Origin of the sequence: Salmonella sp. 32070601201500089SM (genome assembly GCF_017573605.1) — a bacterium.
GTDB lineage: Bacteria > Pseudomonadota > Gammaproteobacteria > Enterobacterales > Enterobacteriaceae > Salmonella > Salmonella enterica.
The window spans coordinates 81,050-95,576 of the sequence record NZ_JAGETK010000003.1 but is presented as its reverse complement, the minus strand read 5'-3'; the positions used below and the strand labels follow the sequence as shown (position 1 = coordinate 95,576).

Annotated in this window: 13 protein-coding genes; 4 read left to right on the top strand and 9 right to left on the bottom strand. The window is 47.7% G+C overall.

The window, feature by feature from the left end; translation table 11 throughout:
* Positions 1–214 precede the first annotated feature (214 nt).
* The 6 genes from J4728_RS06230 to apbC all read right to left on the bottom strand — a co-directional run bounded on the left by J4728_RS06230 (position 215) and on the right by apbC (position 6,957).
* Positions 215–1,222, bottom strand: a complete 1,008-nt coding sequence (locus J4728_RS06230; protein WP_000765279.1) for a putative fimbrial-like adhesin protein — start codon at positions 1,220–1,222, stop codon at positions 215–217.
* 15 nt (positions 1,223–1,237) lie between these two features.
* The gene (locus J4728_RS06225; RefSeq protein WP_076735788.1) at positions 1,238–3,727 is read right to left on the bottom strand and encodes a fimbrial biogenesis outer membrane usher protein; all 2,490 of its coding nucleotides are present in this window, start codon (positions 3,725–3,727) and stop codon (positions 1,238–1,240) included.
* A 13-nt stretch (positions 3,728–3,740) separates the two neighbouring features.
* The gene (gene stcB / locus J4728_RS06220) at positions 3,741–4,424 is read right to left on the bottom strand and encodes a fimbrial biogenesis chaperone StcB (RefSeq protein WP_000698775.1); all 684 of its coding nucleotides are present in this window, start codon (positions 4,422–4,424) and stop codon (positions 3,741–3,743) included.
* A 55-nt stretch (positions 4,425–4,479) separates the two neighbouring features.
* On the bottom strand, positions 4,480–5,010 hold the full coding sequence (yehD, locus tag J4728_RS06215) for a fimbrial protein YehD (protein ID WP_208211418.1): 531 nt from the start codon (positions 5,008–5,010) through the stop codon (positions 4,480–4,482).
* A gap of 278 nt (positions 5,011–5,288) precedes the next feature.
* The gene (locus J4728_RS06210; RefSeq protein WP_000760403.1) at positions 5,289–5,570 is read right to left on the bottom strand and encodes a DUF2574 family protein; all 282 of its coding nucleotides are present in this window, start codon (positions 5,568–5,570) and stop codon (positions 5,289–5,291) included.
* A 277-nt stretch (positions 5,571–5,847) separates the two neighbouring features.
* Positions 5,848–6,957, bottom strand: a complete 1,110-nt coding sequence (gene apbC / locus J4728_RS06205) for an iron-sulfur cluster carrier protein ApbC (protein WP_001005424.1) — start codon at positions 6,955–6,957, stop codon at positions 5,848–5,850.
* A 164-nt stretch (positions 6,958–7,121) separates the two neighbouring features.
* Here apbC and metG point away from each other — a divergent pair, with 164 nt between their 5' ends.
* From metG to J4728_RS06190, 3 genes are all read left to right on the top strand, one after another.
* Positions 7,122–9,155, top strand: a complete 2,034-nt coding sequence (gene metG / locus J4728_RS06200) for a methionine--tRNA ligase (protein WP_000195330.1) — start codon at positions 7,122–7,124, stop codon at positions 9,153–9,155.
* A gap of 240 nt (positions 9,156–9,395) precedes the next feature.
* On the top strand, positions 9,396–9,854 hold the full coding sequence (locus tag J4728_RS06195) for a YehR family lipoprotein (protein ID WP_000703137.1): 459 nt from the start codon (positions 9,396–9,398) through the stop codon (positions 9,852–9,854).
* 171 nt (positions 9,855–10,025) lie between these two features.
* A complete protein-coding gene (locus J4728_RS06190; protein ID WP_208211417.1) occupies positions 10,026–10,556 on the top strand; it encodes a YehR family lipoprotein in 531 nt (176 codons plus the stop codon).
* A 56-nt stretch (positions 10,557–10,612) separates the two neighbouring features.
* Here the strand turns inward: J4728_RS06190 and J4728_RS06185 are convergent, their stop codons facing one another.
* From J4728_RS06185 to J4728_RS06175, 3 genes are read right to left on the bottom strand one after another with little or no spacing between them, the layout of a single operon-like run.
* Entirely contained in the window at positions 10,613–11,080 is a 468-nt protein-coding gene (locus tag J4728_RS06185) for a DUF1456 family protein (protein WP_000950413.1), read from the bottom strand.
* Positions 11,081–11,126: 46 nt separating this feature from the next.
* Positions 11,127–11,846: a two-component system response regulator BtsR gene (btsR, locus tag J4728_RS06180; RefSeq protein ID WP_000598637.1), complete on the bottom strand. Its 720-nt coding sequence runs from the start codon at positions 11,844–11,846 to the stop codon at positions 11,127–11,129.
* On the bottom strand, positions 11,843–13,528 hold the full coding sequence (locus tag J4728_RS06175; protein WP_000272850.1) for a sensor histidine kinase: 1,686 nt from the start codon (positions 13,526–13,528) through the stop codon (positions 11,843–11,845). Before J4728_RS06175 ends, btsR begins: the two co-directional genes overlap by 4 nt.
* A 222-nt stretch (positions 13,529–13,750) precedes the next feature.
* On the opposite strand from J4728_RS06175, the gene mlrA reads away from it, so the two are divergent.
* Entirely contained in the window at positions 13,751–14,482 is a 732-nt protein-coding gene (gene mlrA, locus J4728_RS06170) for an HTH-type transcriptional regulator MlrA (protein WP_001240417.1), read from the top strand.
* The last annotated feature ends 45 nt before the right edge of the window (positions 14,483–14,527 follow it).

The window sequence follows — 14,527 nt, the reverse complement described above, 5'->3', positions numbered from 1 at the left end:
TTATTAGCCCTTAATCACTCTATCCCCTTCAAACTGCCTTTTTTGTTGACTGCCTTCACTACCCGATTCGCTCTGGATCTCGCCCTTTTGAAACTACCGCATACCACATTAAAATTTATTGCAGAAAGATTGTCATCCCGGTCACTTATTATTGTAAGTGACCGGAAGTTCATTCACCTATCGCGCCATATATCTTAAATGTTTTTCATATATATTAATCGTATTTCACATAGATCAGCGCAGTCGCTTTTAGATCGCCTGGCTTTATATTGTCTCGGTCATAAACATAATAACTGGCGATAATAGGGATTGTTATCATATCACTGTTGAGCGGCGTGCCTACTTGATCCACTTTCCATAACGTTGAAGCATTACCCTGCTCTGCTGTATTTGAAATATTCACCGTTTTTCCACCGCTCTCCAGTATAAATCCGACGCCATTATTCACAGCACCACGCAACACAGAATAGCTATCTGGTATTAAATCACTGCTGGAGAGATAAACCGTCATTTTACGCGATGTTTGTTTAGCATTACCAAAAAGATTATCACACTGGAGTCGAATATTATCCGCGGCATTTTTGTTGCTGACCTTGCCTGTGTTATATAATTCAGAAAGCGCAATATTCGGTAGCGTGATCGTCAGATCTTCAGGTTTGCAGGTTGTCTGCTTGCGATCGTAGGACACAAACAGATCAAATGAATATAACCCTGCACCTCTAAGATAACTATTATAATCTGCGGCACAGGCATTCCAGCCTCTTCCTGCTAGCAGGCACCCTAAAAACCGCAAACCGGCCGTAAACTGAGTTGCAGAAGAAGCGCTTGTTATTGATACCACCCCGTTGATTAGGACACTGTTCCCACTACCGGCAGAAATATTTACATTCGCCCCAGAGGAAGCGGGTTCAACCGTTACCGTATAGCCCGTTGTAAACGGCATTGTGAGAGTATTATTATCTGCCCAGGCGATTTTTAACTTCAGTTTTACTGTATCATTGTATAATCCCACGATGATATCGGAAGGATCCATACGCGTTATCTTATAAGTCCCTGAACAAGTTGTATCGTTAAAATTATGGCTATAAGTTGCGGACTGATTAGGGTTAATCGTAAAATCCTCACGAATAATTAAATTATCCTGATAAGTAATTTCTCCCGTACAGGCTGCGTATGTTTCAGGTAAAATCAATAACATCACGATAAAAAGAAAGAGTTTCATTTCACCACCTCACCACTACCGACAAATATAAACTTTACTTTCATCAACCGTTTTACCAAAGGTGATTGAACATGAAAGCCCCTGCTCTTTATCTACTGGTACACTGACTTCGGGCGGAATATCATTCGTTCGAATAAATAGCTGACTACCTTGTCCAACAATGCCCACATTATGACCATGATGATCTACTACATCATAACCAAAAATAAGAGGCGAGCCATCAGGACGCTGCGCTTTAATAAACCATGGTTTACGCTGGTCGGTATCAAAATTCACTAGCACGACGGCCCCTCGGTACGGGGCGGCAACTTTACGGTTACCGCGTAATTCCGTTTCACTGCTACTTTGCGACACATCAAGCATAAGATGGTTTTCGCGATATGGCGTAAGGTTGTCATAAACCACCGTTCCTTTTTTATTGGTGGTCCGATATTTTTGGCCGTTAACGTAGGCTCCTTCAAGTCCCGGAGCCTGCATAATCGCAAAGGTATCTGAAAGCCGGCTGGATAAATTCAACCCGCCACTCCAGGCTACAACCCCACCGGAAATACTTCCGCCGGTCTGAGTATAATTGGACGACTGGCTGTAACTACCATTAAGCGTTGCAACGGGCGTATTCCAGGTTAAATTCGTCCCCGCTGTGGTCTCACTATCCTGTCGCTGATGACTAACATTCACGCCGTAATTAAATTGATCGCGACTGCCTGCCGTACCGGTTAAACCAATATTGTTTGAGGTAAATCCATCATCATCAAAGGTCGTCGAGTTCGACACATTCAGATGACGCCGCGGGGTAGTAATACCGTCCCCCCAGTCAAAGGGAATTGAAATAAACAGGTTAAAACGTTTATCTTCATTATGATCCTCGTCGTAAGTCTGACTGGCGGATAACGTATAATTAATTTTCTGGAACGTATTGGAATAGCTTATTTGATAATCTTTACTGGTGCCGCTACGTCCCCAGTAATCACGCCATAATGCACTCAGTGATACTGCGCCCCATCCTTCTGGCAAGGATTGGCTCACATTAGCTGAAAACGTATTTTTACGCCCAAAATCGTTTTGATAATAATCAGCAATATCGTATACATCATTCTTATCGCGACGATAGTTATTTTTATTATTGGCCCAGACATGATCGTTAAATGTGCGGTAATCCTGTGATGAATACCGATACGCAGCCAGACCAAACCGAGTTAATGTTTGGGTCAGGTATTTATTATAAGCAATCTGATAACTCTGACCATCAAATACATCGCCATTATCCTGTTTACTGTGCGCTCGCGTAGCGTCAAGCGAAATGGCGCCAATCCGGGTATTCCACCCCGTGCCGAGGGTAAACGCATTATAATGGTTCGATAGCATCGTACCGCCATAAAGCGTCAACAGGTTATTAAGGCCATACTGATAACTGATTTGTGTAAAATCGGCCTGATTATCGGCGCCTTCAATATGACTACGGCCGGCGGAAAAATCATACTTAGAGACGCCAGGCTGCAACATGTTCGGTACGGAAGCGTAAGGCACCAGCCAGGTATTTATCGAACCATCCGCCTCACGCACGGTGACATCAAGATCCGCGCCACCGCCCGCGAGTTGCAGATCCGCAATGGAAAAGGGGCCAGGAGGAACCTCTTTCTGATAAACAACGAATCCGTTCTGTTCGATGGTTACCAAAGCGTTAGTCTGTGCAATCCCCTGCACCAACGGCGTAAAATTCTGTTTCGAGTTTGGCAACATTTGCATATCGCGAAACAGGCGAACGCCGGTAAATCTCACAGAATCAAAAATCTCTGACGAGGTATACTGATCCCCGGCGCGTAATGTGCCGAGGAGCTCAGCGATACCGCGCTCCAGATACAATGTGTTGCTTTTCCACTCACCGCTGCTGCCATCGGTTTTATTAAATGTGGTATCCGCATGCGCTTGCCAGCCCAACAGATTGAAACCGCTATTGAACCGAACGTAAGTACTTTCACTACTGCCAGAATTCTTATAGTCACTGTAATACTGGCTGGCATAGTAAGAAGTATAAAATGCATTGATGCCGCGATCCCAGTTTTCAGGCAATACATAACCCGCCTCGACCTCATTTACATAGGCCTGGGGAACGCTCAAATCCAGCCGAAAAACGCCAATATTAAAAGTATAGCCACCGCTTCTCACGACATCTTTTAACGCAATACAATCCGTTGCTCCCTGCGGTTGCAGACCATCGCTTATCACTCCAATATTTTTCAACAACTCAGTTGAAATACACGTGCTACCGGGTTCATCGGCAACAATGATATCGTATTTACCTCGCCATTGATTGTTGACATAAATATCCAGTTCGTACTGTCCCGGAATTGGCTTATTCTCATCCAGATGGAAATTTGTTATTTTTTGATCTCTCATTCCCCCCACCATAAAATGGGTATCAAACGTTTCCGTCGCGATAGCCTGCGTTTGCCAGGTAAACAGAGTCAATAAAACAAGCGAAGCGATGGGCGTCATCCTTAGCATGATGAACTCCTGTTTATTTTACATTGATTTTGCTACTAATATAGTTACCATTATCATCAATAATTGTTACTTCATACTGGCTTGTTGACGCATATTTCATGTTAATATTTTGCGTCGATAGCGGTGGCAGCATGATAGTTTGATCATTAATCTTAGTATTTCCTGCTTTTACATCCGTCACGGTAATCCAGTTTGCAGTATCATTTTTCATGATGACAGTTTTATTACTGCGAAATAAACCAATCCGCTGAAAACTGTCTTTGGTTACGGCGGCAATTCGACTGGGGCGCCATATTAATTTTATTCGATTCTGCATTGCGAATTTAAGCACATTTTTACCGGCGTTTTCCTGGCTGTTTGGTGGAATATCAAGCACATTCAGATAAAACAGACTTTCTTTGTTGTCCGGTAAGCTATTAGGCATTTTCTTGATTTTGATCTGCTGACCAGACTCAGCGGCAACGCGCGCCACTGGCGGCGTCAGCATAAATGGCACCTGAATTTTTTCTGGCGGTAATGAAGTGTTACCGTCATCAATCCAGGACTGTACCAGCGAAGCTTGCTCGCCCTGATTCACCAATTGTACAACGACTTCTTTCTTCTCTGCCGGGTAAATCACACGCGTACCATAAATAACAATACCAGCATGCGCAGGCAAAATTATGGCAGATAATAATACTGCAGATAATATTTTCATATTTACACGGCCTTGCTTATAAAAAACCGGCGACGAACGCCGCCGGTTGAATAAATTAGTCAGTAACAACCGTTAAAGTCAGTGTTGAGCTAACATCACCAGAAGCAACATCACCGTCTAAACGCGCATAGCGTGCTAAAAAAGTCAGGTCGTATTCACCGCTGCTATTTGGAGCTAGTGTCACCCCCGTCTCTGGATCAATCTGATTATCCGTACTTCCGTAGTAAACCGCAAAACCGACACCTTTGGCAGACCCGTTATTAAATGTGATATCGTGGCTGTCAAATTGCGTTGAAGAGAAGGTAATACGCGGCGCTACACCCTGTTGACATTTTATTTTCAACGGCATCTGAGTTTGATTAGTTACTGCGTCATAAATCTGACCCGGGGTTAAATTAATTATTTTATCCGCACCAATTTCATTCAGTCTAATTTCAGCGGTGTTCGTACCCAAAAATTGACAGGTAGTACCAACCACCTTTCCGTTAATATTCAGAACGCCTGAATCATACTCATCAGCAGCAAAAGCCCCAGCGCTCATAAATACAGCAGACAATACAGAAGCAGCAATAAGTGAACGTTTCATAATCTCTTCCTTAATGAAGTAATTTCTATTTGTTAAGAGTTATTAACCCTTGCAACGAAAATTCTCATAGACAGGAAGTTATCGCAATGTAAACACGATGTTTTGTTGATTTAAAACAATTTACAGATTGCAATATAATTGCAACAAATAATCATTGCTTATCATTATTTTGTAAACTTATTAATTTCCGAAATTTACTGCCCTTAAATATAAACACAACAAATAAAAAAGCCCATATCATTGATATCAATGATATGGGCCTGCGGAATTAATAAGAATTAGTCGTAATGATTAACAATAATCTGTCGGGTGCTATCACCAGGCACCGTGTATAGCTGCGTTGTCACACCTCTCATCGGCGTAGCGGCGGGTGTTTGCAGAGTTGAAACGTGGATAGTGTTGCCGCAACGCTGCTGCAACTGTGCGTTTACCACTTCTGTACTGCACGTTGGCGCGGTCACTTTTCCACTGATGGTTAATGTTGCGGTGTCGGAGGCAAAAACGGGTACGCTTATCCCATAAGCCGAAACTATAATTCCCATCAGCAAATATTTTTTCATAGTGAGTAATTGTTCCTCTGGTGAACGTCAAACAGTATGCAGGCCGTCCTGATGAGCAGTATGAACGTATCGATACCTTAAAACCAATTGAAAAAATAAATCAGTAGGATAGGTATGATCAATTCAAATAATGTTTTTGCCGATTATTTCAGATAAACACCTGTCTGTTTAAGCAGGAATTAACAATGCGGGGGCTATTATTTTATTAATACATTCACTGCATCAATATATATTAATGCAGTGAATGTCATATTCTCTTTGGAATACGTCAGGAGGATTACACCGCGCGGAAGGCGATTTCTCCCGGAATCACTTCACCCTGCCAGTAAAGCTGTGCCGCAACGCGATCGGCCAGTTCGCGATAGATCGCGGTAAACTCGCTCTCCGGACGGCTAACCACCGTCGGCGTACCACGATCGAGATCTTCGCGCAGACTAATATGCAACGGCATCTGACCCAGAAGCTGAGTATGGTATTTTTCCGCCAGCTTCTGCGCGCCGCCCGTGCCGAAGATCGGTTCGTGATGGCCGCAGTTGCTACAAATATGCATACTCATATTTTCCACAATGCCGAGCACCGGCACTTCCACCTTCTCGAACATCACGATACCTTTTTTGGCGTCGATTAGCGCGATATCCTGCGGCGTAGTCACCACCACCGCGCCGGTAACAGGAATGTTCTGCGCCAGCGTTAGCTGAATATCCCCGGTTCCCGGCGGCATATCCAGTACCAGATAATCCAGATCCGGCCACAGCGTCTCCTGTAACATCTGCATCAGCGCCTTACTGGCCATTGGGCCGCGCCATACCATCGCGTTATCGTCAGTCACCAGATAGCCGATCGAGTTGGTCGCCAGGCCGTGAGACATAATCGGCGCCATATGCGTACCGTCTGGCGATGTCGGGCGCTGATCTTCTGCGCCAAGCATGGTTGGGATCGACGGACCGTAAATATCGGCATCGAGAACCCCGACCTTTGCGCCTTCAGCCGCTAACGCCAGCGCCAGGTTTACCGCCGTGGACGATTTACCCACCCCGCCTTTACCGGAGCTCACGGCAATGATGTTTTTCACGCCATTAATGCCAGGCTGATTTTTGACGCGTTTCAGCGTCGCAATGTTGTACGACAGTTTCCAGTCGATCGCTTTTGCGCCCGTAATACGTAACAGATCGGCGCTGCATTGCTCTTTTAATACCTCAAACGCGCTGTTCCAGACGAACGGCATGACCAGCTCAACGTGCAGCGTATCATCCATCCAGGCGACGTGGTGCAACGCCTTAAGCGTGGTGAGGTTATGCTTCAGGGTTGGGTGCTGAAAATTCGCCAGCGTCCCGGCGACCATCGCTCGCAGGGTATCTGGTGATTTGGCCTGGGATTGTTCGTTCATCCCGACTCCTTTTGTAGTTCTGAAAAGTACGATTGTAACTTTGTAGTTTACTCCAGCGGTAACAATTATTCATTTACGGATAAATGCCCTTATCGATTGGCGCAGTAATTACCATTTTGGTACTATCAAAGCCCTTTTTTACAACAGAAGAAGTAATACCCACTATGACTCAAGTCGCGAAGAAAATTCTGGTAACGTGCGCGCTGCCGTACGCCAACGGCTCTATCCACCTCGGCCATATGCTGGAGCACATCCAGGCTGATGTCTGGGTCCGTTACCAGCGAATGCGCGGCCATGAGGTTAACTTCATCTGTGCCGATGACGCTCATGGCACGCCGATCATGCTGAAAGCGCAGCAGCTTGGTATTACACCGGAGCAAATGATCGGTGAAATGAGCCAGGAGCACCAGACCGATTTCGCCGGTTTTAATATTAGCTACGACAACTACCACTCAACGCACAGCGACGAGAATCGCGAGCTGTCCGAGCTGATTTATACGCGCCTGAAAGAGAACGGTTTTATTAAGAACCGCACCATCTCTCAACTCTACGATCCGGAAAAAGGCATGTTCCTGCCGGACCGATTTGTGAAAGGCACCTGCCCGAAATGTAAATCCGCAGACCAGTACGGCGATAACTGTGAAGTGTGCGGCGCGACCTACAGCCCGACCGAACTTATCGAACCGAAATCCGTGGTGTCCGGCGCGACGCCGGTAATGCGTGACTCCGAGCACTTTTTCTTTGACCTGCCGTCATTCAGCGAAATGTTGCAGGCGTGGACCCGCAGCGGCGCGCTGCAGGAGCAGGTGGCGAACAAAATGCAGGAGTGGTTTGAATCCGGCCTGCAACAGTGGGACATTTCCCGCGACGCGCCGTATTTTGGTTTCGAAATCCCGAACGCGCCGGGCAAATATTTCTACGTCTGGCTGGACGCGCCGATTGGCTATATGGGCTCCTTCAAAAATCTGTGCGATAAGCGCGGTGACACGACCAGTTTTGATGAGTACTGGAAAAAAGACTCCGATGCCGAGCTGTACCACTTTATCGGCAAAGACATCGTCTATTTCCACAGCCTGTTCTGGCCTGCCATGCTGGAAGGCAGCCACTTCCGTAAGCCGACCAACCTGTTCGTTCACGGTTACGTGACGGTGAACGGCGCGAAGATGTCTAAGTCTCGCGGCACCTTTATTAAGGCCAGCACCTGGCTGAAACACTTTGACGCCGACAGCCTGCGCTACTACTACACCGCGAAGCTTTCTTCACGCATTGATGACATCGACCTGAACCTGGAAGACTTTGTCCAGCGCGTCAATGCCGATATCGTCAATAAAGTAGTCAACCTGGCCTCGCGTAACGCCGGTTTTATCAATAAGCGTTTCGACGGCGTGCTGGCGGCTGAACTGGCCGATCCGCAATTGTATAAAACCTTTACTGACGCCGCTGCGGTGATTGGCGAAGCATGGGAAAGCCGTGAATTCGGTAAAGCTATCCGTGAGATTATGGCGCTGGCCGACATCGCTAACCGTTATGTTGACGAGCAAGCGCCGTGGGTGGTGGCTAAACAAGAAGGCCGCGACGCGGACCTGCAGGCCATTTGCTCGATGGGCATCAACCTGTTCCGCGTGCTGATGACGTATCTGAAACCGGTACTGCCGACGCTTTCTGAACGCGTTGAAGCCTTCCTGAACAGTGAGTTGAACTGGGATGCCATCGAACAGCCGCTGCTCGGTCACAAGGTCAACACCTTTAAGGCGCTCTACAATCGCATCGACATGAAGCAAGTTGAAGCGCTGGTTGAAGCGTCTAAAGAAGAGGTGAAAGCCGCAGCCGCGCCGGTTACCGGCCCGTTAGCCGACTTCCCGATTCAGGAAACCATCACCTTTGACGATTTCGCCAAAATTGACCTGCGCGTAGCATTGATTGAAAACGCTGAGTTCGTAGATGGTTCTGACAAATTGCTGCGTCTGACGCTGGATCTGGGCGGCGAGAAGCGTAACGTCTTCTCCGGCATTCGTTCCGCCTACCCGGACCCGCAGGCGCTGATTGGCCGCCAGACAGTAATGGTCGCCAACCTCGCGCCGCGCAAAATGCGCTTTGGCGTCTCCGAGGGAATGGTGATGGCCGCAGGACCTGGCGGGAAAGATATCTTCCTGTTAAGCCCTGATGACGGCGCGAAGCCTGGCCAACAGGTGAAATAAGCAACAAGCCGGAGCATGCTCCGGCTTTTTTAACCGCTTAATCCTGACTGGCATATCACCCCATCCGCGTGTTTTAACTTTTTCCTTAATAAGCAATAGCGTTAAGACTCCATATCCGGACTGCTAAATAACGGCTAAAAGTCATATTCTATCTCTCCCTGATACATTGCTATTACTGGGTTAAATTAATTCATTGAAATTATTTTAAAAACCCAATCATTATATAAAATGGAGTTTTAGATGAAAATTTCTGGCAAGTTATTGTCCGCGGCTTTGGCTTCCGTACTGGTGTTCTCTCTTGCTGGCTGTGGCGATAAAGAAGAATCAAAGACCTTTAACGCAAACCTGGCGGGGACAGAAATTTCAATTACTTACACCTATAAAGGTGACAAAATCATTAAGCAGACGTCTGAAAGTAAAATCAGCTATGCCACTGTAGGCGCTAAAACGAAAGAAGATGCCGCCAAAATTCTCGATCCGCTGAGCGCGAAATATAAAAATATCGCCGGAGTGGAAGAAAAATTAACCTATGAAGATACCTATGCCCAGGAAAACGTCTCTGTGGATATGGAAAAAGTGGACTTTAAAGCGTTACAGCAAATCTCAGGGACGATGGTGTCCGGCGATACCAGCAAAGGTATCAGCATGAAACAAACCCAGACGCTGCTGGAAGCTGCTGGTTTTAAAGAAGCGAAATAACTGGCAGGCATAATGTATTGCATCGACTGGTAAAGTCGCTCAGGGCGCTGCTTCGGCAGCGTCTTTTCTTTATGAATTCCGAAAAAAGACAGCCTCGCTGTAAGTCCCCTCGCCAAAGCCTATAATCCCTGAATTCCTGGCCACACCAATACTTAACGACAAGGAATTGTTATGCAGGTTCTACGTCTTATGGCACTGCCACTATTCGCGCTCTCTCTATCGGTTAGCATAACTGGCTGCGATCAGAAAAACGATACTCTCCAGGGAAAGCAAAATAACATGACAGCGTTTATCAAGAAGATAGCCGCTAGCAAAGAGTCAGAGGAAACACAACGCTATGTAGGTAATCTCAACGGTATTGAAATCAAGTTAACCTATTACTACAAAGGGGATATCGTTTTACGTCAAATATCTGAACATAAACTACTTTATAAGATCCTGAAAGCCAATAATAAAGAAGAAGCACAAAAAATGCTGAGTCAAGTCGGCGAAGCTTATCAGGGTATGCCGGGTTTGACTGAACGAATCGACTATTATGATAGCTATGCTACGGAATATGTGGATATTGATTTTACCCAGGCAAAAATAAGCGACCTCTGTAAATTGCCAGGATCATCAATTGACAACTGTTCCGCGTACTATCTGTCAATGATTCGCTCGCAGAAACTGTTGGAAGAGAGCGGGTATCATAGAATCAATTAGTATAATAATGCGTTTTCCCGGTCAGACAGGACGCTGCCGGGAACAATACCGCAGAATTACTTCGCCGCGTGTTCACGGGCCGCCAGACCGCGCAGAAAATAACGCATAAACTGATCGCCGCATTCGCGGAAGTTCTTATGGTCCGGCGCGCGCATCATCGCGGTGATCTCTGGCATTGAGACACGAAACAACTGACCGGTAAGTATCGCCAGGATATCATCTGTTTTTAGCGAAAAGGCAATACGCAGCTTTTTCAGCACAATATTGTTGTTGATACGACGTTCCGCCGTCAATGCAGGCGCCGCCTCATCTTTGCCGCGTTTTTCATAAATGAGGCCATTGAGAAATGAGGACAACACGATATCCGGGCAACGCTGAAACCCCTCTTCCTCTTCTTTGCGCAACCAGATTGCTATCTGCTCCGGCGTAGCATCAACGTTACCCAGCGCCAGGATACGCGCCAGATCGGTATTATTAGCTTTTAAAATGTAGCGCACGCTACGCAGAATATCGTTACTCAGCATGAGGCCTTCGGTCGTTTCTATGGCAAAACGATATTCTAACAGTCTTTTACAGGCCAATCGCCTCTTTTAAACTTTTCAGATAGCGACGGCTTACCGGCACCGTCAGGCCGTTGCGTAAAATCAGCTCTGCCTGCCCATTATCCTCCAGCCGAATTTCCTGCAAATGGGCCATATTCACCAGAAACTGACGATGACAACGCAGTAGCGGCGTCCGGCTTTCCAGCGTGCGCAGCGTCAGCTCGGTAAACCCCTCTTTCCCTTCACTGCTGGTCACATAAACGCCGCTCATACGGCTACTGACAAAGGCGACATCATCCATTTGCAACAAATAGATCCGGCTGTGTCCGGTACAGGGAATGAATTTAAGCGCCTGCTGGTTTTCCGGCAACAACGAAACATCCTGTTTACTGCGCTCCTGACGCAGACGATGTAACGTTTTTTCCAGCCGTTTCTCCTCTATCGGCTTGAGCAGATAATCAAAAGCGTGTTCTTCAAAGGCTTTGATGGCGTATTCGTCAAACGCGGTTAAAAAAACGATATACGGGCGGTGTTCCGGATCAAGCATTCCTACCATCTCCAGTCCACTGATACGCGGCATCTGAATATCCAGAAACAGCACATCAGGTCGCAACTTATGTACCGCGCCAATCGCTTCTACCGCGTTCGCGCACTCTCCCACAATCTCAATGTCATCCTGCCCCTGGAGCAAAATCCGCAGATTTTCCCGCGCTAACGGCTCATCATCCACAATCAGCACTTTAATCATGCGTCCTCCTCCAGTGGAAGTCGTAATGTAATTCGGGTAAAACAGTCCGGCTCGCAGGCCACGCTAATACCATAATCATCGCCAAAGTGTTCGCGCAGACGTTTATCAACCAGACTCATCCCCAGCCCGCTACTGCCGGCGGAAGGCTGATACAGTCCCGCATTATCCTCAATATCTAACATCAAATGCTGCCCTTCGCGCCGGGCGCGAATAGCGACGTTGCCGGTATCAAGCAGTTGCGACGTGCCATGTTTAATGGCGTTCTCAACAATCGGCTGTAATGTAAACGCAGGCAATTTCTGACGTGAAAGCGTCGATGGAACATCAAGCTGTACCTGCAGACGCGACTGAAAACGCGCTTTTTCAATTTGCAGATAAGCGTTTACGTGTTCAATTTCATCCGCCAGCGTGACGATTTCCGACGGGCGTTTTAAATTTTTGCGAAAAAAGGTCGACAAGTACTGCACCAGTTGGCTGGCCTGTTCGCTGTCGCGGCGAATCACCGCTTTAATGGTATTGAGCGCGTTAAACAGAAAATGCGGGTTCACCTGCGCGTGCAACAGCTTGATCTCTGACTGCGTCAGCAACGCCTTCTGCCGTTCATACTGCCCGGCCAGGATCTGCGCGGATAAAAGCTGCGCAATACCCTCTCCCAGGGTGCGGTTAATTGAGCTGAACAGTCGGTTTTTCGCTTCGTACAATTTAATGGTGCCCATGACTCGCTGATTTTCGCCACGCAGCGGGATCACCAGCGTCGAACCGAGTTTACACTGCGGGTGTAGCGAACAGCGATACGGCACTTCGTTGCCATCGGCATAAACCACCTCTCCGGTTTCAATTGCTTTCAGCGTATAACCTGATGAAATGGGTTTGCCCGGTAGATGGTGATCGTCGCCAATACCAGTAAAAGCCAGCAGTTTTTCGCGATCGGTGATGGCGACGGCGCCAATATCCAGCTCCTGATATAACACCTGCGCCACCTTCATACTGTTCACTTCGTTAAATCCCTGACGCAGAATCCCCTCCGTTGACGCGGCGACCTTCAGCGCGGTAGCAGAAAATGCCGAAGTATATTTTTCGAACATGGCGCGCTTATCGAGCAAAATACGCATAAACAGCGCGGCGCCAACGGTATTCGTCACCATCATCGGCGCGGCAATATTACTGACCAGATGCAGGGCATCGTCAAACGGCCTGGCTATCAGTAAAATGATCAGCATCTGCACCAGTTCGGCAACACACGTAATTGCTCCCGCCGTCAGCGGGCTAAACACTTTGTCCGGGCGTCCGCGACGTATGAGAACGCTGTGTACCAACCCGCCCAGCAGCCCTTCGACGATGGTGGAAATCATACAGCTCAGCGCCGTCATGCCGCCCATAGAATACCGATGTAACCCACCGGTCAGGCCGACCAGCCCGCCGACGACCGGCCCGCCGAGTAGGCCGCCCATCACCGCGCCAATCGCGCGGGTATTGGCAATCGAATCTTCGATATGTAGCCCAAAATAAGTGCCCATAATGCAGAAGATAGAAAACGTGACGTAACACAGAAGCTTGTGCGGCAGACGAACCGTGACCTGCATAAGCGGGATGAACAGGCGCGTTTTACTCATTAGCCACGCAATGACCAGAAACACGCACATCTGCTGAAGCAGCAGCAACACCAGATTAAACTCGTACATACCCGCAAACCACACTTCAATTAAAAGCGCGTAACATACATTGAGTACGATTAACTTTCTTTGAACTGTTGCATAAAAATATGAATTCGTGAATACGATCACTTAAACGCCGCGCCGCAACCCGCTACTTCGCGTTTTAATGCATAAAAAACAGGCAAAACTTCCTGGTTCCTAAAAGAGCGTCTAAAGTTAAACCGGGACCTCGCGAGCAAGGGTGAAACGATGGCGCTTTACACAATTGGTGAAGTGGCTTTGCTTTGTGATATCAATCCTGTCACGTTGCGCGCGTGGCAGAGACGTTATGGACTTTTAAAACCACAGCGAACGGATGGCGGTCATCGTCTGTTTAACGATGCCGATATCGACAGAATCCGCGAAATCAAGCGCTGGATAGATAACGGCGTCCAGGTCAGCAAAGTCAAAGTGCTGCTCAGTAGCGACAGTAGCGAACAACCTAACGGCTGGCGCGAACAGCAGGAGATCCTGCTGCACTACCTGCAAAGCAGTAATCTGCACAGTTTACGGTTATGGGTCAAAGAACGCGGTCAGGATTATCCTGCCCAAACATTGACCACTAACCTGTTCGTCCCACTGCGGCGACGATTACAGTGCCAACAACCCGCCCTTCAGGCGCTGCTCGGCATTCTTGACGGTATCCTGATCAACTATATTGCGCTCTGCCTGGCGTCTGCGCGTAAGAAACAGGGAAAAGATGCGTTGGTGATCGGCTGGAATATCCATGATACCACCCGCCTGTGGCTGGAAGGTTGGGTCGCCAGCCAACAGGGATGGCGAATCGACGTGTTGGCGCATTCGCTTAGCCAGTTCCGCCCGGAACTTTTTGACGGCAAGACGTTACTGGTATGGTGCGGAGAAAACCAGACGCTGGCGCAGCAGCAGCAACTCCTGGCATGGCGCGCCCAGGGACACGACATTCATCCCCTTGGCGTTTAAACAGCAGCTAACAAATTCGCTTTAATGTATACTCCTTTTATTAAC

Bases quoted from the DNA above. Each gene is read 5' to 3' on its own strand.
- J4728_RS06230 (WP_000765279.1), bottom strand. From the start codon at position 1,222: ATGAAACTCTTTCTTTTTATCGTGATGTTATTGATTTTACCTGAAACA.
- J4728_RS06225 (WP_076735788.1), bottom strand. From the start codon at position 3,727: ATGCTAAGGATGACGCCCATCGCTTCGCTTGTTTTATTGACTCTGTTT.
- stcB (WP_000698775.1), bottom strand. From the start codon at position 4,424: ATGAAAATATTATCTGCAGTATTATTATCTGCCATAATTTTGCCTGCG.
- yehD (WP_208211418.1), bottom strand. From the start codon at position 5,010: ATGAAACGTTCACTTATTGCTGCTTCTGTATTGTCTGCTGTATTTATG.
- J4728_RS06210 (WP_000760403.1), bottom strand. From the start codon at position 5,570: ATGAAAAAATATTTGCTGATGGGAATTATAGTTTCGGCTTATGGGATA.
- apbC (WP_001005424.1), bottom strand. From the start codon at position 6,957: ATGAACGAACAATCCCAGGCCAAATCACCAGATACCCTGCGAGCGATG.
- metG (WP_000195330.1), top strand. From the start codon at position 7,122: ATGACTCAAGTCGCGAAGAAAATTCTGGTAACGTGCGCGCTGCCGTAC.
- J4728_RS06195 (WP_000703137.1), top strand. From the start codon at position 9,396: ATGAAAATTTCTGGCAAGTTATTGTCCGCGGCTTTGGCTTCCGTACTG.
- J4728_RS06190 (WP_208211417.1), top strand. From the start codon at position 10,026: ATGCAGGTTCTACGTCTTATGGCACTGCCACTATTCGCGCTCTCTCTA.
- J4728_RS06185 (WP_000950413.1), bottom strand. From the start codon at position 11,080: ATGCTGAGTAACGATATTCTGCGTAGCGTGCGCTACATTTTAAAAGCT.
- btsR (WP_000598637.1), bottom strand. From the start codon at position 11,846: ATGATTAAAGTGCTGATTGTGGATGATGAGCCGTTAGCGCGGGAAAAT.
- J4728_RS06175 (WP_000272850.1), bottom strand. From the start codon at position 13,528: ATGTACGAGTTTAATCTGGTGTTGCTGCTGCTTCAGCAGATGTGCGTG.
- mlrA (WP_001240417.1), top strand. From the start codon at position 13,751: ATGGCGCTTTACACAATTGGTGAAGTGGCTTTGCTTTGTGATATCAAT.